Origin of the sequence: Streptomyces sp. PA03-1a (assembly GCF_033792805.1) — a bacterium.
In the GTDB taxonomy this organism is placed as follows: Bacteria; Actinomycetota; Actinomycetes; order Streptomycetales; family Streptomycetaceae; genus Actinacidiphila.
In genome coordinates, this window is sequence record NZ_JARAVO010000019.1 from 39,856 (window position 1) to 62,187 (window position 22,332).

23 protein-coding genes and 1 pseudogene are annotated in these 22,332 nt (G+C 73.6%); 9 read left to right on the forward strand and 15 right to left on the reverse strand.

Translation table 11 applies throughout. The features are described 5' to 3' along the window. Positions 1 to 2 precede the first annotated feature (2 nt). Positions 3 to 956 carry a GTPase Era gene (gene era / locus PV341_RS06440; protein WP_500323009.1) on the reverse strand — a complete coding sequence of 318 codons (954 nt, stop codon included), beginning with the start codon at positions 954 to 956 and terminating at the stop codon, positions 3 to 5. Positions 957 to 1,098: 142 nt separating this feature from the next. Here era and PV341_RS06445 point away from each other — a divergent pair. Beyond that, positions 1,099 to 1,365 (forward strand): annotated as a pseudogene (locus PV341_RS06445) (LysR family transcriptional regulator); the annotation flags it as partial. Positions 1,366 to 1,386: 21 nt separating this feature from the next. On the opposite strand, the gene PV341_RS06450 reads toward PV341_RS06445, so the two are convergent. Further along, positions 1,387 to 1,734 carry a cytidine deaminase-like protein gene (locus PV341_RS06450; protein ID WP_500356968.1) on the reverse strand — a complete coding sequence of 116 codons (348 nt, stop codon included), beginning with the start codon at positions 1,732 to 1,734 and terminating at the stop codon, positions 1,387 to 1,389. Positions 1,735 to 1,796: 62 nt separating this feature from the next. Between PV341_RS06450 and PV341_RS06455 the strand changes: the two genes are divergently transcribed. Further along, complete coding sequence (locus tag PV341_RS06455) at positions 1,797 to 2,348, forward strand: hypothetical protein (protein ID WP_500323007.1); 552 nt, start codon at positions 1,797 to 1,799, stop codon at positions 2,346 to 2,348. 6 nt (positions 2,349 to 2,354) lie between these two features. On the opposite strand, the gene PV341_RS06460 is transcribed toward PV341_RS06455, so the two are convergent. From PV341_RS06460 to PV341_RS06470, 3 genes are read right to left on the reverse strand one after another with little or no spacing between them, the layout of a single operon-like run. Continuing rightward, the gene (locus PV341_RS06460) at positions 2,355 to 3,686 is read right to left on the reverse strand and encodes a hemolysin family protein (protein ID WP_500323006.1); all 1,332 of its coding nucleotides are present in this window, start codon (positions 3,684 to 3,686) and stop codon (positions 2,355 to 2,357) included. A 5-nt stretch (positions 3,687 to 3,691) separates the two neighbouring features. Next, entirely contained in the window at positions 3,692 to 4,189 is a 498-nt protein-coding gene (gene ybeY / locus PV341_RS06465; protein WP_500323005.1) for an rRNA maturation RNase YbeY, read from the reverse strand. Positions 4,190 to 4,202: 13 nt separating this feature from the next. After that, a complete protein-coding gene (locus tag PV341_RS06470; protein ID WP_499511815.1) occupies positions 4,203 to 5,216 on the reverse strand; it encodes a PhoH family protein in 1,014 nt (337 codons plus the stop codon). A 136-nt stretch (positions 5,217 to 5,352) separates the two neighbouring features. Here PV341_RS06470 and PV341_RS06475 point away from each other — a divergent pair, with 136 nt between their 5' ends. The 3 genes from PV341_RS06475 to PV341_RS06485 are packed head-to-tail and all read left to right on the forward strand — an operon-like array spanning position 5,353 to position 6,538. Continuing rightward, positions 5,353 to 5,868 (forward strand): GNAT family N-acetyltransferase, encoded by a 516-nt coding sequence (locus PV341_RS06475; RefSeq protein ID WP_499511816.1) that lies wholly within the window; start codon positions 5,353 to 5,355, stop codon positions 5,866 to 5,868. A gap of 53 nt (positions 5,869 to 5,921) precedes the next feature. Next, complete coding sequence (locus tag PV341_RS06480) at positions 5,922 to 6,149, forward strand: FitA-like ribbon-helix-helix domain-containing protein (RefSeq protein ID WP_500323003.1); 228 nt, start codon at positions 5,922 to 5,924, stop codon at positions 6,147 to 6,149. Next, positions 6,146 to 6,538, forward strand: coding sequence for a type II toxin-antitoxin system VapC family toxin (locus PV341_RS06485; protein WP_500323002.1), 393 nt, complete (start codon positions 6,146 to 6,148; stop codon positions 6,536 to 6,538). The genes PV341_RS06480 and PV341_RS06485 overlap by 4 nt, the downstream gene beginning before the upstream one ends. Positions 6,539 to 6,557: 19 nt before the next feature. Here the strand turns inward: PV341_RS06485 and PV341_RS06490 are convergent, their stop codons facing one another. Further along, entirely contained in the window at positions 6,558 to 7,655 is a 1,098-nt protein-coding gene (locus PV341_RS06490; RefSeq protein ID WP_500323001.1) for a carbohydrate kinase family protein, read from the reverse strand. Between the two features lie 127 nt (positions 7,656 to 7,782). On the opposite strand from PV341_RS06490, the gene PV341_RS06495 reads away from it, so the two are divergent. Together PV341_RS06495 and PV341_RS06500 are read left to right on the forward strand one after the other, a co-directional pair. After that, entirely contained in the window at positions 7,783 to 8,655 is an 873-nt protein-coding gene (locus PV341_RS06495; protein ID WP_500323000.1) for an FHA domain-containing protein, read from the forward strand. A 264-nt stretch (positions 8,656 to 8,919) separates the two neighbouring features. Further along, positions 8,920 to 9,735 (forward strand): HAD family acid phosphatase, encoded by an 816-nt coding sequence (locus PV341_RS06500; RefSeq protein ID WP_500322999.1) that lies wholly within the window; start codon positions 8,920 to 8,922, stop codon positions 9,733 to 9,735. On the opposite strand, the gene PV341_RS06505 is transcribed toward PV341_RS06500, so the two are convergent. From PV341_RS06505 to hrcA, 8 genes are all read right to left on the reverse strand, one after another. Next, entirely contained in the window at positions 9,723 to 10,238 is a 516-nt protein-coding gene (locus PV341_RS06505) for a hypothetical protein (protein WP_500322998.1), read from the reverse strand. The genes PV341_RS06500 and PV341_RS06505 overlap by 13 nt on opposite strands. Before the next feature lie 82 nt (positions 10,239 to 10,320). Further along, on the reverse strand, positions 10,321 to 11,310 hold the full coding sequence (locus PV341_RS06510; RefSeq protein ID WP_500322997.1) for an adenosine deaminase: 990 nt from the start codon (positions 11,308 to 11,310) through the stop codon (positions 10,321 to 10,323). 40 nt (positions 11,311 to 11,350) lie between these two features. Further along, positions 11,351 to 12,265, reverse strand: a complete 915-nt coding sequence (locus PV341_RS06515) for a ribonuclease Z (RefSeq protein WP_500322996.1) — start codon at positions 12,263 to 12,265, stop codon at positions 11,351 to 11,353. Positions 12,266 to 12,271: 6 nt separating this feature from the next. Further along, positions 12,272 to 12,631 carry a histidine triad nucleotide-binding protein gene (locus tag PV341_RS06520; protein WP_500322995.1) on the reverse strand — a complete coding sequence of 120 codons (360 nt, stop codon included), beginning with the start codon at positions 12,629 to 12,631 and terminating at the stop codon, positions 12,272 to 12,274. Positions 12,632 to 12,744: 113 nt separating this feature from the next. Then, a complete protein-coding gene (locus PV341_RS06525; RefSeq protein WP_500356970.1) occupies positions 12,745 to 16,020 on the reverse strand; it encodes a S41 family peptidase in 3,276 nt (1,091 codons plus the stop codon). Between the two features lie 86 nt (positions 16,021 to 16,106). Continuing rightward, a complete protein-coding gene (locus tag PV341_RS06530; RefSeq protein ID WP_500322992.1) occupies positions 16,107 to 16,844 on the reverse strand; it encodes a 16S rRNA (uracil(1498)-N(3))-methyltransferase in 738 nt (245 codons plus the stop codon). 140 nt (positions 16,845 to 16,984) lie between these two features. Beyond that, complete coding sequence (gene dnaJ / locus PV341_RS06535) at positions 16,985 to 18,124, reverse strand: molecular chaperone DnaJ (RefSeq protein WP_499511827.1); 1,140 nt, start codon at positions 18,122 to 18,124, stop codon at positions 16,985 to 16,987. Continuing rightward, positions 18,124 to 19,140, reverse strand: a complete 1,017-nt coding sequence (gene hrcA, locus PV341_RS06540; RefSeq protein ID WP_500322990.1) for a heat-inducible transcriptional repressor HrcA — start codon at positions 19,138 to 19,140, stop codon at positions 18,124 to 18,126. Before hrcA ends, dnaJ begins: the two co-directional genes overlap by 1 nt. Positions 19,141 to 19,347: 207 nt before the next feature. Between hrcA and PV341_RS06545 the strand changes: the two genes are divergently transcribed. Both PV341_RS06545 and PV341_RS06550 read left to right on the forward strand, forming a co-directional pair. After that, positions 19,348 to 20,082 (forward strand): MBL fold metallo-hydrolase, encoded by a 735-nt coding sequence (locus PV341_RS06545; RefSeq protein WP_500356971.1) that lies wholly within the window; start codon positions 19,348 to 19,350, stop codon positions 20,080 to 20,082. A gap of 30 nt (positions 20,083 to 20,112) precedes the next feature. Next, complete coding sequence (locus PV341_RS06550) at positions 20,113 to 20,943, forward strand: DUF3097 domain-containing protein (RefSeq protein ID WP_500322988.1); 831 nt, start codon at positions 20,113 to 20,115, stop codon at positions 20,941 to 20,943. 1 nt (position 20,944) lies between these two features. Here PV341_RS06550 and hemW read toward each other — a convergent pair whose 3' ends face one another. After that, positions 20,945 to 22,177 carry a radical SAM family heme chaperone HemW gene (gene hemW, locus PV341_RS06555; RefSeq protein ID WP_500356973.1) on the reverse strand — a complete coding sequence of 411 codons (1,233 nt, stop codon included), beginning with the start codon at positions 22,175 to 22,177 and terminating at the stop codon, positions 20,945 to 20,947. Between the last annotated feature and the right edge of the window lie 155 nt (positions 22,178 to 22,332).

The following is a 22,332-nucleotide window of genomic DNA, read 5'->3' on the forward strand; positions in this document are numbered from 1 at the left end:
TCCTAGAAGCCGAGCTTGCGCAGCTGCTTGGGGTCGCGCTGCCAGTCCTTGGCGACCTTCACGTGCAGGTCGAGGAAGACCGGCGTCCCGAGCAGCGCCTCGATGTGGCGGCGGGACTTGGTGCCGACCTCCTTCAGGCGGGAGCCCTTGGGGCCGATGATGATGCCCTTCTGGCTGGGGCGCTCGATGTAGATGTTGGCGTGCACGTCCAGCAGCGGCTTCTCCGCCGGGCGGCCCTCGCGCGGCAGCATCTCCTCGACCACGACGGCGATGGAGTGCGGCAGCTCGTCCCGTACGCCCTCGAGCGCCGCCTCGCGGATCAGCTCGGCGACCATGACCTGCTCGGGCTCGTCGGTGAGGTCGCCCTCCGGGTAGAGGGCCGGACCCTCCGGGAGCAGCGGGACGAGGAGGTCGGCCAGGAGCGAGACCTGCTTGTCACCGACGGCGGAGACCGGGACGATCTCGGCCCACTCGATGCCCAGTTCGGCGCCGAGCAGGTCGATGGCGACCAACTGCTCGGCGAGGCGCTTGGAGTCCACCAGGTCGGTCTTGGTGACGATGGCGACCTTGGGGGTCTTGCGGACCTCGGCCAGCTCCTTGGCGATGTAGCGGTCGCCGGGGCCGAGCTTCTGGTCGGCGGGCAGGCAGAAGCCGATCACGTCGACCTCGGCCCAGGTGGTGCGGACGACGTCGTTGAGCCGCTCGCCGAGCAGGGTGCGCGGCTTGTGCAGACCCGGGGTGTCGACCAGGACCAGCTGGGCGTCCGGGCGGTGCACGATGCCGCGCACGGTGTGCCGGGTGGTTTGCGGCCGGTTGGAGGTGATGGCCACCTTCGTGCCGACCAGAGCGTTGGTCAGGGTGGACTTGCCCGCGTTGGGGCGGCCCACGAAGCAGGCGAAGCCGGCCCGGTGGGCGGGGGCGGGGGTCGTCTCGGTGCGAACGCTCATGGCGACCATTGTCCCTGATCCACCGGGCCCCGCTGACGCCCCCGGGCGGCGCCGCCGCCCGGGGGACCGGAGCGGCCGTTCCCCCGGGTGTCGCCCGGTGTTCCCCCGAGGGCACGGCGCAGGCCACGATCCGCTGCTATAACCGATGGATATGGACGTCCACGTGCGTGACCTCCGCTACTTCGTCACGGTCGCGGACGAACTGCACTTCACCCGGGCCGCCGAGCGGCTGCGCATCTCCCAGCCCGCGCTCTCCAAGCAGATCCGCGCCCTGGAACGGCAGCTCGGCTTCCGCCTCTTCGACCGCGGGCCCCGCGGCGTCGGCCTCACCGTGCAGGGCGAGGCGCTGCTGCCCGCCGCACGCGCCCTGGTCGGCGACTGGGAGCACGCCCTGCGCGCGGCCCGTTCTGCAGGGCCCGGCGGCTGAGCCAGCGCCGGCTCAGCCCGCTTCGACCCTCGCCCGGACAACTCCGTCGGGGCCGGCCAGCAGCACCGGCGTGCCCGCGCCGCCCAGGTCGCGCACGGCCGCACGGTCCTCGTCCGGCACCGCGTCCGCCTCGGACACCACGGCCGCCGCCTCCAGGGACGTGGCACCGCTGGCGACCGCCATGGCCACCGCCGTCCGCAGCGCGCTGAGCGACAACGACCGAAGGGCCACGGTCCCCGCCACGTAGGTGCGCCCCGTCTCGTCGCGCACGGCCGCCCCCTCGGCGACGCCGTTGCGGGCGCGGGCGGAGCGGGCCAGGGTGATGATCTTGCGGTCTTCCGGCAGCAGCTCGTCGCTCATGCGGTCAGCGTATCCGTCCCCGAGGGTTCCCCTCGGGGGCAGGGCATTGTCATGATCTCGGCATGGATGACGACGCGAAGCCGGCTTACGAGGCGCGCTACGGCTTCGACCGCCGAACCGTCGCCGTGCTGCTGGGGGCGGTCGTTTTCACCGCGGTCCTGGTGATGCCGGGCATGGGCTTCCCCCTGCGGATCGCGGGAGGCGTCCTCTTCGGCGGCGGCGGGCTGCTCATCGCCGCGAACTCGCTGACCCGCAGGGTCGCCCTGCGCGTCGACGCGACGGGCGTGCTCCTCGGCGGGGTGCCCCTGCGCTACCGGGCCACCACCGCGCACGTGCCGTGGGAGGACGTCACCGCCGTGGTGCTGTGGAAGCAGCCGGTCCCGTACGGCCACCGGGTGCCCTGGATCGGGGTGCAGCGCCGCGAGGGCGCTCCGCCCCTGCCCGGCCCCGGGCAGGGCGCGCTGGCACGCGCCGTCGCGGGGGCCCTGGTCCCCGTACCGTTCGACCTGGTCATAGCGTCCCGCCAGGTGAACGGCTGGCGGCTCGACCGCCGACGCCTGGCCGCCGCGCTGGAACACTTCGCCCCCGGCGTCCCGCTCGTCGACCAGGGCTGACCGGCGCTACCCGCCGTGCATCGCCCCGTCCGGCTCCGGGCCCGAGGGGTCCTCCGCGACGACCGGGACCGGCTCGACGAGGACCGCCCCGATGCGGTTGCGGCGGCCCGACGGGGCCTCCGCGGTGAGCCGGAGCGCGGCGGGGGCGTGCGGGGCCGAGGCGGTCTCGGGGAGCCCGACGACGGCGGAGGCACCGGGGATCGGCACCCGGCCGAGGGTCTTGGCGAGCAGGCCGCCGACGGTCTCGACGTCCTCGTCGTCCAGGTCCACGCCGTAGAGCTCGCCCAGGTCTCCGAGGTCGAGGCGGGAGGTGACGCGGTAACGGCCCCCGCCCAGCTCCTCCACGGGCGGCACCTCGCGGTCGTACTCGTCGGTGATCTCGCCGACGATCTCCTCCAGGATGTCCTCGATGGTGACGACGCCGGCCGTGCCGCCGTACTCGTCGATGACGACGGCGACGTGGTTGCGCTCGCGCTGCATCTCGCGCAGCAGGTCGCCGGCGTTCTTGGTGTCGGGGACGAAGAAGGCCGGGCGCATCAGCGAGGAGACCGGGTCGGTCTCGGCGTCCCGGTTGATGTGCACGCGGCGGGCGAGGTCCTTGAGGTAGACGATGCCGACGATGTCGTCCTCGCTCTCGCCCGTGACCGGGATGCGCGAGAAACCGCTGCGCAGCGCCAGGGTCATGGCCTGCCGGATCGTCTTGAAGCGTTCGATGGCCACCAGTTCGGTGCGCGGCACCATCACCTCGCGCACCAGGGTGTCGCCGAGCTCGAAGACGGAGTGCACCATGCGGCGCTCCTCGTCCTCGATGAGGGACTCGCTCTCCGCGAGGTCGACCAGCGCGCGCAGCTCCGCCTCGGAGGCGAACGGGCCCTGGCGGAAGCCCTTGCCGGGGGTGAGCGCGTTGCCGAGCAGGATCAGCAGCGCCGGGACCGGGCCCATGACGCGGGCCAGCGGCAGCAGCACGTAAGCCGCCGCGGTGGCCGTGTTCAGCGGGTGCTGGCGGCCGATCGTGCGGGGCGAGACGCCCACCGCGACGTACGAGACGACGATCATGACGGCGACCGCCACCAGGACCGCCTGCCAGGTCTCCTCGAAGTGCCGGACGCAGACGACGGTGACGAGCACCGCCGCCGCCATCTCGCAGGCCACCCGGACCAGCAGCGCGACGTTGAGGTAGCGGGTGGGATCCGAGGAGACCGCCAGCAGCTTGTCCGCCCCGCGCCGGCCGGCCCGCACCGCCGCCTCCGCCCGGAAGCGGGAGGTGCGGGCGATGCCGGCCTCGGCGCAGGCGGCCAGCCAGGCGACGACGACCAGCAGGACGGCGAAGACCACCATCGCGATCAGTGGGTGGTCGTCGGGGCCGGCGACGGCCCCTGGATGCCGCGCTCGGCGCGCCAGCCGTCGAGGATGGCCTTCTGCAGACCGAACATCTCGGCCTTCTCGTCGGCCTCCTCGTGGTCGTAACCGAGCAGGTGCAGCACCCCGTGGACGGTGAGCAGCTGCAGCTCCTCGTCCATGGAGTGCTTGGTCACGGCCTCGTCGCCCTGCTTCTTGGCGACCTCGGGACAGAGCACGATGTCCCCGAGCAGTCCCTGCGGGGGCTCCTCGTCCTCCTTCCCGGGACGCAGCTCGTCCATCGGGAAGGACATGACGTCGGTGGGCCCCGGTTCGTCCATCCACTGGACGTGCAGCTGCTCCATGGCGTCGGCGTCGACCGCGATGACGGAGAGCTCGGACAGGGGGTGGATACGCATGTGCTGCAGGGCGTAGCGGCTGATGTCGAGCACCGCCGCCTCGTCGAAGTCCCAGCCGGATTCGTTGTTGACGTCGATCGCCATAGTGCTTCGGTGGCTACTTTCGGTTGCCGTTGAGGTCGTCGTAGCGCTCGTATGCGTCCACGATGCGCCCGACCAGCTTATGGCGTACGACATCCGTGCTCGTCAGGCGCGAGAAGTGCACGTCCTCGACGCCGTCCAGGATGTCCACGACCTGGCGCAGTCCGCTCTTCGTGCCACCGGGGAGGTCGACCTGGGTGACGTCACCGGTGATGACGATCTTGGAGTCGAAGCCGAGCCGGGTGAGGAACATCTTCATCTGCTCGGCGCTGGTGTTCTGCGCCTCGTCGAGGATGATGAAGGCGTCGTTGAGCGTGCGGCCGCGCATGTACGCCAGAGGAGCGACCTCGATCGTCCCGCTCGCCATGAGGCGCGGGATCGAGTCGGGGTCGATCATGTCGTGCAGCGCGTCGTACAGCGGACGCAGGTACGGGTCGATCTTCTCGTAGAGCGTGCCCGGCAGGAAGCCGAGCCGCTCGCCCGCCTCGACGGCGGGGCGGGTCAGGATGATCCGGTTGACCTGCTTGGACTGCAGCGCCTGGACGGCCTTGGCCATGGCCAGGTAGGTCTTGCCGGTACCGGCGGGGCCGATGCCGAACACGATCGTGTGCTTGTCGATCGCATCGACGTAGCGCTTCTGGTTGAGGGTCTTGGGGCGGATGGTGCGGCCCCGGCTGGAAAGGATGTTCTGGGTGAGCACCTGGGAGGGGGTCTCCTCCAGGCCGTCGGCTCCGCTGTCCTGGCGGAGCATGGCGATCGACCGCTCCACTGCGTCCTCCGTCATCGGCTGGCCTGTGCGCAGTACCAGCATCATCTCGTCGAAGAGGCGCTGGACCAGCGCGACGTCCGCGGATTCACCGCTCGCGCTGACCTCATTGCCTCGTACATGGATGTCGACGGCCGGGAACGCCTGCTCTATCACGCGCAGGAGCGAGTCACCGGACCCCAGGACCGTCACCATGGGGTGCTTGGCCGGTACGACGAAGTGGGCGCTCGCCTGCGGTTGCTGCGTTGTCGGTGTCTGAGTCATGGGCCAGGCTCGACGGCCTGCTCATCCCGCCTTCTGCTGTTCGACATGCCACTGGGCTTGGGGTTCAAGGGTACGTCGGTGCGGCTGGGGTGCCGAGGGGTTTTACGCTGCGTCACGCGCCGGGTAGAACTGCGGGATGGAGATCCGCACCGGAGGACCCGAGGACCTGCCCGCGACGCTCGCCCTGCTGGACGGAGCCGTCGCCTGGCTGACCGCCCGCGGCCACACCGGCCAGTGGGGCACCCGCCCCTGGTCCTCCCGGCCCCCGGCGGTGGAGCGCGTGGCCCGGTACGCGAAGGAGTACCTGCTGCGCGCGGCCGTGGCCGACGGCCGGGTGGTGGGCGTGTGCGTGCTGGCCGAGGAGAAGCCCGACTACGCCCCGCCCGTGGACGGGCGCGAGCTGTACCTGCGGCTGCTCGTCACCGACCGGGCGCTGTCCGGCAGCGGCATCGGCGCGGCCCTGGTGGACGACGCCGTCGCCGAGACGCGGCGCCGCGGCATCCCGCTGCTGCGGGTCGACTGCTACGCGGGCGGCGAGGGCCGGCTCGTCCGGCAGTACGAGGCCCTGGGCTTCACCCTCGCCCAGCCCTTCACCGTGCCCCAGGCCGAGGGCGCCCCCTGGCCGGGCCGGATCCTGGAGCGCCGGGTCTGACGCCAGCATGCGAAACGCATGCAAGCATGCGTTTCGCATGTTAGCGTGACGGCATGGCGAACATCCAGATCAAGGACGTCCCCGACGACGTGCACCGCACCCTCAAACACCGCGCGATCGAGGCGCACCAGTCCCTGAACGAGTACCTGCGCCAGAGGCTGATCGAACAGGCGAGAACACCGACGGTCGACGACATACTGGCCAGCGCCCGGAAGGCGGCGACAGCCGACTACACCGTGGCGGACCTGCTCGGACACATCGACGAGGGGCGCCGCGAGTGATCGTCGTCGACGCGTCCGCACTCGTCCTCGCCCTCACCCACGCCGGCCCACTGGGCGATCTCGCGCGCAAACGGATGGCCGGCGAGACCCTGCACGCGCCGGCCCTCATCGAGTTCGAGGCGGCCCATGCGATCCGCGGCCTGTCGCTCGGAGGGAAGCTGGGGCAGGCCTCGGCGGAGACGGCGATCACCCTGCTGTCCGCCCTGCCGATCCAGCGCATGCCGGGATACGCCCTGCTCGATCGCATCTGGGAGCTGCGCGCCAACCTCTCCGCGTACGACGCTTCGTACGCAGCGCTCGCCGAACACCTGGGGTGCACCTTGGTCACGGGCGACGCCCGCATCGAGCGCGCGAAGGCGGCCCGCTGCCCCGTCGACGTGATCGCCTGACGCCGGCTCCGCCACCGCGTCAGCGGAAGGGCGGCGGACGGAAGCCGATCGTCGGCACGGCGCGGCGCAGGGGCCAGCGGCGGGTGCCGGTGGGCAGCAGGTCGTCCAGGAAGGCGTAGCGGCGCAGCGCCGAGCGGTCCTGGTCGTCGTAGGCCTTGGCGTGCTGCCACCAGGCCGCGATCTCGATCCAGCCGGGCGCCGAGAGCGAGCCCCCGAACTCCTGCACCGACAGCGCGGCCGTGAGGCACGCGAAGGCCAGCCGGTCGGCGAGCGACCAGCCGGCCAGGGTGCCGGTCAGGAAGCCCGCGACGAAGACGTCCCCGGCGCCCGTGGGGTCCAGCGCCTCCACCGACAGCGCCGGCACCTCGGCGGCCTGGCCGGCGGCGGAGTCGACCGCGTACGCGCCCTCGGCGCCGAGCGTCACCACCGCCAGCGGGACCAGCTCGGCGAGCTTGCGGGCGGCGGCCCGGGGGCAGTCGGTGCGGGTGTAGCGCATGGCCTCGGCGGCGTTCGGCAGGAAGGCCTCGCAGTGCGCCAGGTCCGCCAGGTCCGCGCTGTCCCAGCGGCCGCTGTCGTCCCAGCCGACGTCGGCGAAGATCCGGCTGCCCCGCCCGGCGGCGGTGCCGATCCACTCCTGCTGCGGGACCCCGGGCACCAGCGAGGCCACGCACGCCCGGCTCGGCGGCGGGCAGAGCGGCGCGGGCTCCTCGGGCGGCGGCGCCTCGTGGCCGTGGCTGACCATGGTGCGCTCGCCCTCGTACGCCATGGAGACCGTGACCGGCGAGTGCCAGCCGGGGATCTTGCGGGACAGCTCCAGCTCGATGCCCTCCCCCACCGCGAGGGCGTCCCAGCAGTAGTCCCCGTACACGTCGTCGCCGAAGGCGGCCGCGAGCGAGGTGCGCAGCCCCAGCCGGGCGAGGGCGGTCGCCATGTTGGCCACGCCGCCGGGACTCGATCCCATGCCGCGCGCCCAGGACTCGGTGCCGCGCACGGGCGCGCTGTCGAGACCGGTGAAGATGATGTCCAGGAAGACCGTGCCGGTCAGGTACACATCGGTCTCCGGGTCGTCCGGCCCGCGCACCGCCGCGAGCGGGTCGAGGACGGGCTGGTCTTCCACCCGGGCTCCTCCCGACCTGGTGTCGTTCCGACCGATCGTACGCGCGCCCGGGGCCGTGACCAGCGTTTGTCCGCACGGGGACGCGGACGGATCCTGAGGGAAAGCGGATGACCCCCAGGGGCTGGAGATGCCCGGACACTCGGCCGCACCGCCACAACTGATCGTGACCACGGGGCCGGACACCGGACGGGCCTACCCCGTACCGGCCGGCTACTGCGAGATCGGCAGGCTCGCCGGCAGCGGGATCCGGCTCGACGAGGAGGGCGTGAGCCGGCGGCACGCCGCGATGAACCGCGCCGGGAGCCACGTGGTGCTCAGCGACCTCGGCTCGACCAACGGCACCTACCTCAACGGGACCCTGCTCGACGCACCGCGCCCCCTCCACGACGGTGACCTGCTCCGTATCGGCCACGTCGAGCTGCGGCTGTCGGTGGAGTCGGCCCGGCAGGCGGACCCCGGGGACGAGGCGGACCGCCCGGAAGCCGGAGAGGCCGCGGAAACCGCGGATGGCCCGGGTGGCACTCCCTCGCCGCTGACCGTGCTCCACGACCTCGGGGACACCCGGGGCCGGTCCGGGCCCGGCCCCACCCGCCGCTACCCGTCCGGGCGCGCGCAGTACCTCGCCGGGCGCCGGCACTACGGGGCCGGCGGCGACGGGCGGGAGGCGGACGACCCCGGGGCCGCCGAGGAGGCCTGCACCGGGCTGTTCCGGGTGCGCGGGCCGGGCCGGGTGCTCATGGCCGCCGGGGTGCTGGTGGCGCTTGCCGGGTTCGCCGTCTGGGTGTCCCTGATCCTCAGCCTGCTGGGCGGCGTGGGCAGTGCGCAGGCCCCGCCGGACCCCTTCGCGGAGACCCTGTGGGGACTGCCGAAGGCACCGCTGGGCTTCACCGCGTTCGCGGTGGGCGTCGTGCTCTTCGCGGGCGGCGCGGCTCTGTCGAGGGCCACCCGCAGGAGGGGCGCCGCACCGGGGCGGCGGCGCCCGGGACGGCACCGCCACTGACCCTCGGGCGGGTACGGGCACGGCGGCGCGGGGCCCGGCCGCGGCGGCATACCAAAGCTTTGCCGGTCCTTTCCGCACGTGGCGACCTGGGCTGATCCGTCCTCGGGCGGCGATTGGGGGTCATCGCGCGTAGACAGCCCTTGACCAGCATGATCGGGGCCCCTAGCGTCGCCGCGTCAACGAGCCCCGCAGGGCCGGGCGTTCCCCCGAAGCGCGTGGGCCCGGCCGTGCGTGCCCTCCGGCCGGATCGAAGGAGCCCCCCAGATGCCCGCAGCCAGACCGTCCGTGTTCACCCGCGGGCGCACCCGCACCCTCGCCGCCGCCGTCGCCGCGGTGGCGGCGGCCGCCACTCTCTACGGGGTCGGCGCGGCGACCGCGGACACCTCCGTGCCGCGCAGCGACAAGCAGATCCCCAACCTGACCGACGTGGTCAACGACATCAAGGCGTACTACGGCGACACCGTCGACGCCTCCGGTGAGCACCAGGCCGCGACCGACGGCAACTACGCCAAGCAGGTCGCCGGCATCGAGAAGAAGGCCCAGGACTACCTGCGGGACGCCCTCGCGAAGTCCGCGCACCACCGCCACGGCAAGCCCGCGATCGTCCTGGACGTCGACGACACGTCCCTGCTGACGTACAACTACGAGCTGGAGGTGGGCTTCAACTACACGCCGGCCTCGAACGACGCCTACATCCAGAACAAGGACATGGCCCCGGTCTTCGGCATGCCCCAGCTGGCCAACTGGGCCGCCGACCACGGCGTGACGGTCTTCTGGATCACCGGCCGCCCGGAGACGCAGCGCGCCGCGAGCGTCCGCAACCTCGGGACCGCCGGCTACACCTCCAGCGCCGACCCGGCGCACTTCTTCCTCAAGAACAAGGTCGCGACCGACTACCTGCCCTGCTCCGCCCCGACGTGGACCTGCTCCACCGTCGACTACAAGGCGGGCACCCGGGCCCACATCGAGGCGCAGGGGTACGACATCGTCGCCAACTTCGGCGACCAGTACAGCGACCTGAACGGCGGGCACGCCGACAAGTCGTTCAAGCTCCCCAACCCGATGTACTACGTGCCCTGACCGGCGGCGGGCCGCCAGCCCGCGGTGCCCGTCCCCCCGCGCGGGGGGCGGGTGCCGCGGCGCCGCGCGCGGGCCAGCCACAGGCCCCGGCCCAGCGACCACAGCACCAGCCCGGCGACCACCGGGCCGCCGAGCAGGATCGCCAGCCCGGCGCCGATGTTGGCGCCGATGACCCCGGCGGTCACCGTCCGCCAGATCGCTCCGGCCAGCAGCCCCGCCGCGAGCAGCGGCCCGATGACCTCCCACCACCGGCCGTCGAAGCGGTCCGGCCCGGGACGGGAGGCCCGGCCCAGCAGCACGGCCGCGCCGGCGGCCAGCACGGCCGCGGCCACGCCGATCGCGGTCTCCGCCCCCTCCGGGATGGCGAAGGGCCGTACCAGGTAGTCCAGTTCGGCGGGTTCGAAGCCGGCCGCGTCCTGCCGGCCCATGAGCCCCCAGGTGGCGACGGGCGTGGTCACGATCAGCGTGACGGCCGCTGCGGGCCGTATCAGGTGCCTTCGCATGACTCCATGCTCCGCCCGCGCGGTGCGGCCCGCATGAGTGCGCGTACTCATGCCGGCACGCGCGCACGCACTCAGAGCGGGCTCAGAACGTGTGGGCGTCCACCTCGGCGAGGTACCGGGCGCGCAGTTCCTCGTCGTCGTCGAGGAAGGCGGCCAGGAAGGAGTTGCGGGCGAGCCGGCGCAGGGCGTCCTCGCCGAGCGGGAGCGCACCGGCCACGGCGTCGAAGGTGTCGCCCGCGTAGCCGCCGAAGTAGGCGGGGTCGTCGGAGTTCAGGGTGACCAGTAGCCCCGCGTCGAGCATGGCGGGCAGCGGATGGTCGGCGAGGGTGTCCACGCAGCGCAGCCGCACGTTGGACAGCGGGCAGACGGTCAGCGGCACCTGGTCGCGGACCAGCCGGGCCACCAGCTCCGGGTCCTCCATGCTGCGGATGCCGTGGTCGATCCGTTCGACGCCGAGCACGTCCAGCGCCTCCCACACGTACGCCGGCGGGCCCTCCTCACCCGCGTGCGCGACCCGGCGCAGGCCCGCCGCGGCAGCGGCCTCGTAGACCGCGCGGAACTTCGACGGCGGGTGGCCGACCTCGGCGGAGTCCAGGCCGACGGCGCTGATCCGGTGCAGGTGGGGCCGGGCGGCCTCGAAGGTCTCCAGCGCGGACTCGGCCGGCTCGTCCCGCAGGAAGCACATGATCAGCCGCGTGCTGACGCCGTGCCGCTCCCGGCTGCCGTCCAGCGCCCGCGCCAGGCCCTCGACGACGGTGCCGATCGGGACGCCGCGCGCGGTGTGCGCCTGCGGGTCGAAGAAGACCTCGGCGTGCCGCACGCCCTGCGCGGCGGCCCGGGCGAGATAGGCGTCTGCGAGGTCCGCGAAGTCCTGCTCGGTGCGGAGCACGGCCATGAGCGCGTAGTACAGGTCCAGGAAGGACTGCAGGTCGCTGAAGGAGTAGGCCTGTCGCAGCTCCTCGGTCGAGGCGTAGGGCAGGTCGACCCCGCCCCGCTCGGCGAGGGTGAAGGCGAGTTCGGGTTCGAGGGTGCCTTCGATGTGCAGGTGGAGTTCGGCCTTCGGGATGCTCACCTCGCAACCGTACAGGTCACAGGGGTGCGGACGGCTCCGGCTAGGCCTGGCGGCGCTTCGGCACGGCGACCCGGCCGAGGTCCTGGGCGACCGTCAGCTCGCCCTGGAAACCCGCGTCCCGGGCCTGGCGCTCGAAGTCCGCCGGGTCGGTGTAGCGCTGCGAGAAGTGCGTGAGCACCAGGTGTCGTACGCCCGATTCGGCCGCCACCCGGGCTGCCTGGCCGGCCGTCAGGTGGCCGTGCTCCTCGGCGAGCGCGGCGTCCTCGTCCAGGAAGGTCGACTCGATGACGAGCAGGTCGCAGCCGTCGGCGAGGGCGTACACCGCGTCGCACAGCCGGGTGTCCATCACGAAGGCGAAGCGCTGGCCCGGGCGCGTCTCGCTTACCTCGGCGAGCGTCACCCCGTCCACCTCGCCCTCGCGCTGCAGCCGGCCCACCGCCGGGCCGGTGATGCCGTGCGCGGCCAGACGCTCCGGCAGCATGCGGCGCCCGTCGGGCTCGACCAGCCGGTAGCCGTACGCCTCCACCGGGTGCGACAGCCGGCGCGCCTCCAGCAGGAAGGCCTCGGAGTCGACCAGCACCGCGGCCTCGCCCGCCACCGGTTCCTCGCGCAGCCGCACGGTCTCGCGGTAGGCGGTGGCGTACCGCAGCCGGTCGAAGAACCGCCTGCCCGACTCGGGGTAGTGGGCGGTGATCGGGTGGGGCACCCGGTCCAGGTTGATCCGCTGGATCACCCCGGCCAGGCCCAGGCTGTGGTCCCCGTGGAAGTGGCTCACGCACAGCCTGGTGAGGTCGTGCGCCGCCACACCGGCCCGCAGCATCTGACGCTGGGTGCCCTCCCCCGGGTCGAAGAGGATGCCCTCGGCGTCCCAGCGCAGGAAGTAGCCGTTGTGGTTGCGGTGCCGGGTCGGGACCTGGCTGGCCGTGCCGAGCACGACCAATTCACGTGCGGACACCGGTGGTTATCCGGGAGGCCACTCGAGGCCACGGCCGCCCAGCACGTGGGCGTGCGCGTGGAAGACGGTCTGGCCCGCCCCCGCGCCGGTGTTGAAGACGACCCGGTAGCCGGTGCCGTCCACCTTGTCCCCGGCCGCGACCTCGCCCGCCTCCCGCAGCACGTCCGCGGCGAGCTGGGGCGCCTGGGCGGCCAGTGCGGCGGCGTCCGGGTAGTGCGCCTTGGGGATGACCAGGACGTGCGTCGGCGCCTGGGGGTTTATGTCGCGGAACGCGACCGTCGTCTCGGTCTCCCGCACGACGGTCGCGGGGATGCTCCCCGCGACGATCTTGCAGAACAGGCAGTCCGCCTGCGGTTCTCCCGCCACCTGACGCCTCCGTCCAGGGGTTGATCAGTACGTCCCGCATGCTACCGGTGCCCCTCGCGGCGGCGCGCCGGCGCGGGGCCCGGGTCGCACCGGGCCCCGCCCCGCCCACGCCGCTAGGGCAACGGGGGCGCGGTACGGGCCGGATTGGCCTCCAGCGCCTCCAGGGCGATGCGCACGGCCTCGTCCAGCTGCGGGTCGCGCCCGGCGGCCCAGTCCTGCGGGGTGTGGACGACCTCCACGTCCGGGTCGACACCGTGGTTCTCCACGTCCCAGCCCACGCCCTCCAGCCACGTGGCGTACTTCGGCTGGGTGACCAGCGTCCCGTCGACCAGGTGGTAGCGGGAGTCGATGCCGATGACGCCGCCCCAGGTCCTGGTGCCCACCACGGGCCCGATCCCCAGCGCCTTGATCGCCGCGTTGACGATGTCGCCGTCCGAGCCGGAGAACTCGTTCGCGACGGCCACGACGGGCCCGCGCGGAGCGTCCAGCGGGTAGCTGAAGGCGGGCAGCCCGCGCGGCAGGTCCCAGCCCACGATCCGCCGCGCCAGCTTCTCCACGACCAGTTGGGAGGTGTGGCCGCCGCGGTTCTCCCGCACGTCCACGACCAGACCCTCCCGGGTGACCTCCACGCGCAGGTCGCGGTGGATCTGGGCCCAGCCGGAGCCGACCATGTCGGGCACGTGCAGGTACCCCAGCCGTCCGCCGGACAGCTCGCGCACGTACGCCCGGCGCCCGGCCACCCAGTCGTGGTAGCGCAGCGGCTCCTCGTCCCCGATGGGCACGACGACGACATGGCGCACCGCCCCGCCGTCGGCCGGGCCGACGGTGAGCTCCACGGGCTTGCGCACGGTGCCGAGCAGCAGCGGGCCGGGGCCGGCCAGCGGGTCCACGGGCCGTCCGTCCACCGCGAGGATCGCGTCGCCGGCGCGGACCGCGACGCCCGGCGCGGCCAGCGGGGACCCGGCCCGGGGGTCGGAGGTCTCCGAGGGCAGCACGCGCTCCACCCGCCACACGCCGTCCGCGTCGCGGGCGAGGTCCGCGCCGAGCAGGCCCTGGCGGTTCAGCGCGTCACCGCGGCCGCCGGGCGGGGTGACGTAGGCGTGCGAGGTGCCGAGCTCGCCCGCCACCTCCCAGAGCAGGTCGACGAGGTCGTCGTGGGTGGCGACCCGGTCCAGGACGGGCCGGTAGCGCTCGCGCACGCCGTCCCAGTCGACGCCGCCCATGTCGGCGCGCCAGAAGTTGTCCCGCATCAGCCGGTGCGACTCGTCGTACATCTGACGCCACTCGGCCTGCGGGTCCACGGTGACGCGGACCCGGGAGAGGTCGACGGTCACGTTGCTGTCGGTCTCGTCGTCGGACGGTGCCGACTTGTGGTCGGCCGCCGCCACCCGCAGCCGGTGACCGGACGTCACCAGCACCTTGTTGCCGTCCCCGCTGACGGCGTAGTCGTCGGCGTCGTCGGCGATGTCCTCCACGCGCAGCTGCTTGAGGTCGTACCGCTCCAGCGCGGTGGACGGCGGCTCGGCCTCGGGCGAGGCCAGGCTCGCCCCCAGGACGCCGCGCACGGGGTGCCGGAGCCACAGGACGCCGTCCTTGGCCGCGCGCAGCGTGGAGTAGCGGGCAGCCTCCACCGGGAAGGGCACGATGCGGTCGGCCAGGCCCTCGGCGTCCACCTTGGTGACGGGGGTGCGGTGCCGGTCCTCGCCGTCCTCCTTGCGGGAGTCCTTCTTGCCCTCGTCCTGGCCGCGGTCGTCGCCGTCCTTGTCCTCGGACGAGGAGTCGACCGGCCGCCCGTGGCGCTGCGGGCCGAAGGGCGAGGGCGTGGTGGCGGCGAGCGTGATCAGGTGGGGGCGGCAGGAACCGAGGAAGGCGAGGTCGAAGACGTGCTCGTCGTAGACCGGGTCGAAGGAGCGCTCGGACAGGAACGCCAGGTGCTTGCCGTCGGCGGTGAAGGCGGGCGAGAAGTCCCGGAAGCGCAGCGGGGTCGCGTCGACGACGGTGAGGTCGGCGGTCGAGGCGAGCTTGAGCTGGCGCAGCGGGTCGGGACCGGCGTGCGACCACGCGAGCCAGGCCGAGTCGGGCGAGAAGGCGAGGCCGCTCGCGGGGCCGTGCTCGCCCTCGACGACGGTGCGGACCTCACCGGTCTGGGCCTCGACGAGCAGCACCCGGCCGTCGTGCGAGGCGACGGCGATCCGGTGGCCGTCCGGGGAGACGCTCATGGACAGGACCCGGCCGAGCCGCCCCGCGGCCAGCCTGCGGGGCGCGGCAGTGCCGGAGCCCGCCGCGGGGGCGATCTCCAGCGCGTCCTCGCCCTCGGCGTCGGTGACCCAGACGACCTGCTGGTCGCCCTCGCCGCCGAACACCCGCGGCAGCCGCGTGCGCACACCCGGCTCGGCGGACAACGCCCGCGCCGGGCCGCCGCGGTGGGTGACCCAGTGCGTGGTGCCGCGGATCTCCACCGCGCTGCCACGGCCGGTGTGGTCGGGCCGGGCGTCGCCGAGGTGGTGGGCCGCGTGGACCGGGTGCGGCTGCAGGTCGGCACGCTGGCCGCCGAGGCGTACCTCGACCGGGCGGGCCTGCGCGCCGTCGAGGTCGTCCAGCAGGAACAACCGGCCGGTGCTGGTGTAGACGACGCGGGTGCCGTCGGTGGCGGCCTGCCGCGCGTAGAAGCCGCCGTCCGCCACGGCGGTGTGCCGGCGCAGGTCGCCGCCGTCGGGGAGGCTGGAGTAGAGCGCGCCGACGCCCTCGTGGTCGGAGAGGAAGGCGATCCTGTCCCCCACCCACATCGCGCACTCCAGGTTGCCGTCCAGGCCGGCGTGGATCCGCTCGAACTCCCCGTCGCCGGTGCGGTCGATCCACAGCTTGCCCGCGGTGCCGCCCCGGTAGCGCTTCCAGGCCGCGGCCTCGCGGCCCATCGTGGCCGACAGCAGCAGCACGGCCCCGTCCGGCCCGTGGGCGACGTCGCCGACCGGCCCGTACGGCAGCGTCGACGCGGGACCGCCGTCGACCGGGATCGCCCGCGCCCAGGTGCGGCGCAGCGACGCCTGCCCGGACGTGCTGATGGCCAGTACGTCGCCGCCGGGCGTCCAGCCGCGCACGGAGGTGCGGCCGCTGCCCCAGTACGTCAGGCGTTTCGACGGCCCGCCGTCGGTGGCCGCGACGTGCACCTCGGGTGCGCCGTCCCGCGTGGAGGTCCACGCGATGAGCGCCCCGTCGGGGGAGAACCGCGGATGGCCGACGGGCATGTTGTCCGCGCTGACCCGCCAGGCCCGGCCGGCGCCGTCCAGCGGGGCGGCCCAGACGTCGTCCTCGGCGGTGAAGGTGATCAGGTCACCGTGCAGGTGCGGGAAGCGGAGGTACGCGGGGTGCGAAGGCTGCGGCTGCGTCACGTCGTCACACTAACCACCCGGCGCCCTGCTGGTCAGGGGTTTTCGATCTCATTGCCCGCCGGGGGGATTCCGGCCCGGCGGCCGCCTCAGCCCCAGCGCCCGGTGCGGCCGAGCAGGAGGGCGGTCGCGGCGACGCCGGCGGTGGAGGTGCGCAGGACACTGGCGCCGAGTCGGTACGGCTTGGCACCGGCCGCGGCGAAGGCGTCGAGCTCCTCCGGGGAGACCCCGCCCTCGGGGCCGACGACGAGCACGAGGTCACCCTCGGGCGGCAGCGGGGCCACGGCGAGCGGCTCGGAGCCCTCCTCGTGGAGGACCGCGGCGAACGCCGCACCGGACAGCAGCCCGGCGACCTGACGGGTCGTCATCATCTCGGCGACCTCGGGGAACCTCAGGCGCCGGGCCTGCTTGGCGGCCTCGCGGGCGGTGGAACGCCACTTGGACAGGGACTTGGCGCCGCGCTCGCCCTTCCACTGGGTGATGCAGCGCGCGGCGGCCCACGGCACGACCGCGTCGACGCCGACCTCGGTCATGGTCTCGACGGCGAGTTCCCCGCGGTCGCCCTTGGGCAGCGCCTGGACGACGGTGATCCGCGGGCGGGGCTCGGCCTCCTCGCGGACGTCGGCGACGGCGACCTCGAGCGTGTCCTTGCCGTCGACGGCCGCCACCGTGCCGTACGCGCCGCGTCCCAGGCCGTCGGTGAGCACGATCTCCTCGCCGACCCGCAGCCGGCGCACGGACACCGCGTGCCGCCCTTCGGGGCCGGAGAGGGTGATGCGGTCCGGGCCCAGCGCTCCGGGTTCGACGACGAAGACGGGTGCGGTCACGGCGCGGTCCTCGGGGAGCGGTGGGTCAGGGCGGCCATGCGGCCATCGTTTCACGGCACGCGTCGGCCCGCGGTCCAGGGTGTCCACCCCGGACCGCGGGCCGGTGGGCGGCCGGGCCCCGTCGGCCCGGCCGTGTCGTGCTAACGCCCGTTGAACGCGTCCTTCAGGCGGGAGAACAGGCCCTGCTGGCCCGGCTGGAACTGCCCCATGGGCCGTTCCTCGCCGCGCAGCTTCGCCAGGCGGCGCACCAGCTCCTCCTGCTCCGGGTCGAGCTTGCCCGGGGTCTGGACCTCGACGTGCACGATGAGGTCGCCCCGGCCGCCGCCCCGCAGGTGGGTGATGCCGCGCTGGTGGAGCGGGATCGACTGGCCGGACTGCGTCCCGGGCCTGATGTCGATCTCCTCCAGCCCGTCCAGGGTCTCCAGCGGGACCTTCGTGCCCAGCGCCGCGGCCGTCATCGGGATGGTGACGGTGCAGTGCAGGTCGTCGCCGCGCCGCTGGAAGACCTGGTGCGGCAGCTCGCGGATCTCGACGTACAGGTCGCCGGCGGGGCCGCCGCCGGGGCCGACCTCGCCCTCGCCCGCGAGCTGGATGCGGGTGCCGTTGTCGACACCGGCCGGGATCTTGACCGTGAGCGTGCGCCGCGACCGGATCCGGCCGTCGCCCGCGCACTCCGGGCACGGGGTGGGGACGACGGTGCCGAAGCCCTGGCACTGGGGGCACGGCCGGGAGGTCATGACCTGGCCCAGGAAGGACCGCGTGACCTGCGAGACCTCACCGCGGCCGCGGCACATGTCACACGTCTGCGCGGTCGTGCCCGGGGCCGCGCCCTCGCCGTGGCAGGTGTTGCAGATGATGGCCGTGTCGACCTGGATGTCCTTGGTCGTGCCGAAGGCCGCCTCGTCCAGCTCGATCTCCAGCCGGATCATCGCGTCCTGGCCGCGCCGCGTGCGCGAGCGCGGACCGCGCTGGGACGCCGTCCCGAAGAAGGCGTCCATGATGTCGCTGAAGTTGCCGAAGCCCTGGCCGAAGCCCGCGCCTGCGCCCGCGCCGCCGCCGTTGGCCGACAGCGGGTCGCCGCCGAGGTCGTAGACCTGCTTCTTCTGCGGGTCCGAGAGCACCTCGTAGGCGGCGTTGATCTCCTTGAACCGCTCCTGGGTCTTCGGGTCCGGATTGACGTCCGGGTGCAGCTCGCGCGCAAGACGGCGGAAGGCCTTCTTGATCTCGTCCGGGCTTGCGTCGCGGCGTACGCCGAGCACGGCGTAATAGTCCGTGGCCACTACGACTCCGCCAGGATCTGTCCGACGTAACGTGCCACTGCGCGTACCGCTCCCATCGTTCCGGGGTAGTCCATGCGGGTCGGTCCGACCACGCCGAGTTTCGCCACCGCCTCGTCGCCCGAACCGTAGCCGACGGAGACGACCGATGTGGAGTTCAGGCCCTCATGGAAGTTCTCGTGACCAATTCTCACCGTCACGCCCGAGTCCTTGGCCTCGCCCAGCAGCTTCAGGAGCACCACCTGCTCCTCGAGCGCCTCCAGCACCGGGCGGATCGTCAGCGGGAAGTCGTGCCCGAAGCGGGTCAGGTTGGCCGTGCCGCCGAGCATGATCCGCTCCTCGGTCTCCTCGACCAGGGTCTCCAGCAGTGTGGCGAGGACCACCTGGACGGAGGGCCGGTCGTCGGGCTCGAAGCCCTCGGGGAGCTCCTGCACCAGCGGCGGGACGTCGCTGAACCGGCGTCCCACCACCATGCTGTTCAGCCGGGCGCGCAGGTCGGCCAGGACGGTCTCGCCGACCGGCGCCGGGGCGTCCACCAGCCGCTGCTCCACCCGTCCGGTGTCCGTGATCAGCACGAGCATGATCCGGGCCGGGGCGAGCGCGAGCAGTTCGACGTGGCGCACGGTCGAGCGGGTGAGCGACGGGTACTGGACGATCGCGACCTGCCGGGTCAGCTGCGCCAGCAGCCGGACCGTGCGGGCCACCACGTCGTCGAGGTCGACGGCGCCGTCCAGGAAGTTCTGGATGGCCCGGCGCTCGGCGCCGGACAAGGGCTTGACGCTGGTGAGCCGGTCGACGAAGAGCCGGTAGCCCTTGTCGGTCGGCACGCGGCCCGCGCTGGTGTGGGGCTGCTGGATGTAGCCCTCGTCCTCCAGCACGGCCATGTCGTTGCGGACGGTGGCCGGGGAGACGCCGAGGGCGTGCCGCTCGGTGAGCGCCTTCGAGCCGACCGGCTCCTCGGTGCCCACGTAGTCCTGGACGATGGCACGCAGCACTTCGAGCCGTCGTTCGCTGAGCATCGCGCACCTCCAGTCGCTCGGTCACCGTGCGGGTCGTGTCGCCCCCGTGGCCTGGCACTCCTCTTCCCTGAGTGCCAGTTTTCCCCAAGTCAGTGTACGGCGGGGTGGCAAGACCTCGGCAAGGGCCGTCCACGGGTCCGGCCCGGGGGCGTCCTTGACCGGCCACCGTAGCGGGCGCGAGGCGTCCCGCGGGGATACCGTCGCGTTGTGGAGACCACACCGACCGCACCGGACTCCCCCGGCGGCTGGGAGCAGCTCGCACCGGGGGTGGCGCGGCGGCGGCTGCCCTTCCTCGACGTGACCGTCGGGGTCGTCGTCGGCGACGAAGGCGTGCTGCTGGTCGACACGGGATCCTCGGTCCCCGAGGGTGCCGGACTGCGCCGGGAGGTGCGCGAACTGACCGGACGGGACGTGACGCACATCGCATTCACCCACGGCCACTTCGACCACGTCTTCGGCGCCGCCGCCTTCGAGGGCGTCCAGGTCTTCGGGGAGATGACCCTCGACGCCTACCTCGACCGCGAGCGCTTCTCGCTGGGCCTGGACGCGGTCGAGCACGGCGCCGGCGAGGCCGAGTCCGCACGGGCCGCGGACGCCCTCGTACGCCCCGGCCACCTCGTGGACGGCTCCTACGAGCTCGACCTCGGCGGCGACCGCCAGGTCCTCCTGGTCCACCCGGGTGAGGGCCACACCACCCACGACCTGGTGGTGGTCGTGCCGGGCACGCCGGCCGTGGTCTTCTGCGGGGACCTCGTCGAGGAGTCCGGCGAGCCCCAGGCCGGGCCCGACGCCGCCCCGCACTCCTGGCCCGCGACCCTGGACCGGCTGCTGCGGCTGGGCGGCGAGACCGCGCTGTACGTGCCGGGCCACGGCGCCGTCGTCGACGCCCGCTTCGTCCGCGCCCAACGGGACGCGCTCTCCGCCCGGTTCGGATCCGCCTGAGCGGTGCGCCGCGCGGATACGATCCCTGGCATGCGCAGCCGCAACTACGACCCCGACCTCACCCCGCCGTGGAAGCGTCCCGCCACGCCCGCACCCGAGGTCGCGGCCGAACGGGACCTGGTGGTGGAGGAGGTGTCCACCGGCTACTGCGGCGCGGTCGTCCGCTGCGAGAAGACCGCCGAGGGCCCCACGGTCACCCTGGAGGACCGCTTCGGCAAGCACCGCGTGTTCCCGATGACGCCCCGCGGCTTCCTCCTGGAGGGCCGCGTGGTCACCCTCGTACGCCCCTCCGCCGCCGCCCCCGCGGCCGGCCCCCGGCTGACCGCCTCCGGCTCCCTCGCGGTCCCCGGCGCCCGCGCCCGGGTCGCCCGCGCCGGCCGGATCTACGTCGAGGGCCGCCACGACGCGGAACTGGTCGAACGCGTCTGGGGTGATGACCTGCGCGTCGAGGGCGTCGTCGTCGAGTACCTGGACGGCGTCGACGACCTCCCGGCCATCGTCGCCTCCTTCGCCCCCGGCCCGGACGCCCGCCTCGGCGTCCTCGTGGACCACCTCGTCCCGGGCAGCAAGGAGTCCCGCATCGCCGCGGAGGTCACCGGCGAGCACGTCCTGGTCGCCGGCCACCCCTACATCGACGTCTGGGAGGCCGTGAAGCCCTCCTCCGTCGGCATCCCCGCCTGGCCGGCCGTCCCCCGCGGCCAGGACTGGAAGACCGGCGTGTGCCGCGCCCTGGGCTGGCCGGAGAACACCGGCGCCGCCTGGCAGCGCATCCTGGGCGCCGTCCACTCCTACCGGGACCTGCAGCCGGAACTGCTGGGCCGCGTGGAGGAACTGATCGACTTCGTCACGGCCCCTGGCTGAGTCAGTCGACCAGGTCCCGGACGACGGCGTCGGCGAGCAGGCGGCCGCGCAGGGTGAGGACGGCGCGGCCCTCGCGGTAAGGACCGGTCTCCAGGAGGCCGTCCCTCACGGCGAGCTCCGCGGCCCCGGCACCCGCCGGGGCCAGCAGGTCGAGCGGGCAGCCGTCGGACAGCCTCAGCTCCAGCAGGATCCGCTCCACACGGCGGTCCTCCGCCGCCAGCACCTCACGGCCCGCCCCGGGACTGCGGCCCTCCGCGAGCGCCGCCGCGTACGCCGCCGGGTGCTTGACGTTCCACCACCGCACGCCGCCCACGTGGCTGTGCGCGCCCGGCCCGGCGCCCCACCAGTCCGCGCCGGTCCAGTACAGCTCGTTGTGGCGGCACCGGGCCGCGTCCGAGGTCGCCCAGTTCGACACCTCGTACCAGCCGTAGCCGGCCGCCGCCAGGCGCTCCTCCGCGATCAGGTAGCGGTCCGCATGCACGTCGTCGTCCGTCATCGGCACCTCGCCGCGCCGGATCCTGCGCGCCAGCTGCGTACCCTCCTCCACGATCAGCGCGTACGCCGACACGTGGTCCGGCCCCGCGCCGATCGCGGCGTCCAGCGACGCCCGCCAGTCCTCGTCCGACTCCCCGGGCGTGCCGTAGATCAGGTCGAGGTTGACGTGCTCGAACCCCGCCGCCCGCGCCTCCGCCACGCACTGCTCCGGACGGCCGGGCGTGTGCCGCCGGTCCAGCACCTGCAGCACGTGCGGCCGGGCGCTCTGCATCCCGAACGAGACCCGCGTGTACCCCCCGGCCCGCAGTTCCTCCAGGTACGCCGGGTCCACGGACTCCGGGTTCGCCTCCGTCGTGACCTCCGCGCCCTCCGCCAGGCCGAACTCGTCACGGATGGCCCCCAGCATCCGGGCCAGGTCCGCGGCCGGCAACAGGGTGGGGGTCCCGCCGCCCACGAACACGGTCTCCACGCGGCGGGGGTCGTCGCCCAGCACCTTGCGGGCCAGCCGGATCTCGTCGACCAGGGTGTCCGCGTAGTTCTCCCGGGAGGCGAGCACGCCGCCGGTGCCGCGCAGCTCGGCGGCGGTGTAGGTGTTGAAGTCGCAGTAGCCGCAGCGGGTCGCGCAGTACGGGACGTGCAGGTAGAACCCCAGCGGGCGGGACTCCGCGCCGCGCAGGGCGGTCGGCGGGAGCGCGCCGTCCTCAGGCATGGGCTCCCCGTCGGGCAGTACGGATGGCATGCGTCCCATTGTCCGCCATTCCCTCCGAGGGCGGTTCCGGTCCCCTCGTGTGCGGCCCGGTGGACGTGTGCGGGCGCGGCCCCGACCCAGGCACACGATGCGCAGGCCCGCACTGACCGCGCCGGCGCACGTCCTCAGCGCTCGCGGTTTACGTC

What these genes read in the sequence shown, in the direction of transcription:
- PV341_RS06470 (WP_499511815.1), bottom strand. Translation starts at nt 5,216, where the DNA reads ATGACTCAGACACCGACAACGCAGCAACCGCAGGCGAGCGCCCACTTC.
- PV341_RS06475 (WP_499511816.1), top strand. Translation starts at nt 5,353, where the DNA reads ATGGAGATCCGCACCGGAGGACCCGAGGACCTGCCCGCGACGCTCGCC.
- PV341_RS06500 (WP_500322999.1), top strand. Translation starts at nt 8,920, where the DNA reads ATGCCCGCAGCCAGACCGTCCGTGTTCACCCGCGGGCGCACCCGCACC.
- ybeY (WP_500323005.1), bottom strand. Translation starts at nt 4,189, where the DNA reads ATGGCGATCGACGTCAACAACGAATCCGGCTGGGACTTCGACGAGGCG.
- hrcA (WP_500322990.1), bottom strand. Translation starts at nt 19,140, where the DNA reads ATGCTCAGCGAACGACGGCTCGAAGTGCTGCGTGCCATCGTCCAGGAC.
- hemW (WP_500356973.1), bottom strand. Translation starts at nt 22,177, where the DNA reads ATGCCATCCGTACTGCCCGACGGGGAGCCCATGCCTGAGGACGGCGCG.
- PV341_RS06505 (WP_500322998.1), bottom strand. Translation starts at nt 10,238, where the DNA reads ATGCGAAGGCACCTGATACGGCCCGCAGCGGCCGTCACGCTGATCGTG.
- PV341_RS06495 (WP_500323000.1), top strand. Translation starts at nt 7,783, where the DNA reads ATGCCCGGACACTCGGCCGCACCGCCACAACTGATCGTGACCACGGGG.
- era (WP_500323009.1), bottom strand. Translation starts at nt 956, where the DNA reads ATGGTCGCCATGAGCGTTCGCACCGAGACGACCCCCGCCCCCGCCCAC.
- PV341_RS06480 (WP_500323003.1), top strand. Translation starts at nt 5,922, where the DNA reads ATGGCGAACATCCAGATCAAGGACGTCCCCGACGACGTGCACCGCACC.
- PV341_RS06460 (WP_500323006.1), bottom strand. Translation starts at nt 3,686, where the DNA reads ATGGTGGTCTTCGCCGTCCTGCTGGTCGTCGTCGCCTGGCTGGCCGCC.
- PV341_RS06455 (WP_500323007.1), top strand. Translation starts at nt 1,797, where the DNA reads ATGGATGACGACGCGAAGCCGGCTTACGAGGCGCGCTACGGCTTCGAC.
- PV341_RS06450 (WP_500356968.1), bottom strand. Translation starts at nt 1,734, where the DNA reads ATGAGCGACGAGCTGCTGCCGGAAGACCGCAAGATCATCACCCTGGCC.
- PV341_RS06550 (WP_500322988.1), top strand. Translation starts at nt 20,113, where the DNA reads ATGCGCAGCCGCAACTACGACCCCGACCTCACCCCGCCGTGGAAGCGT.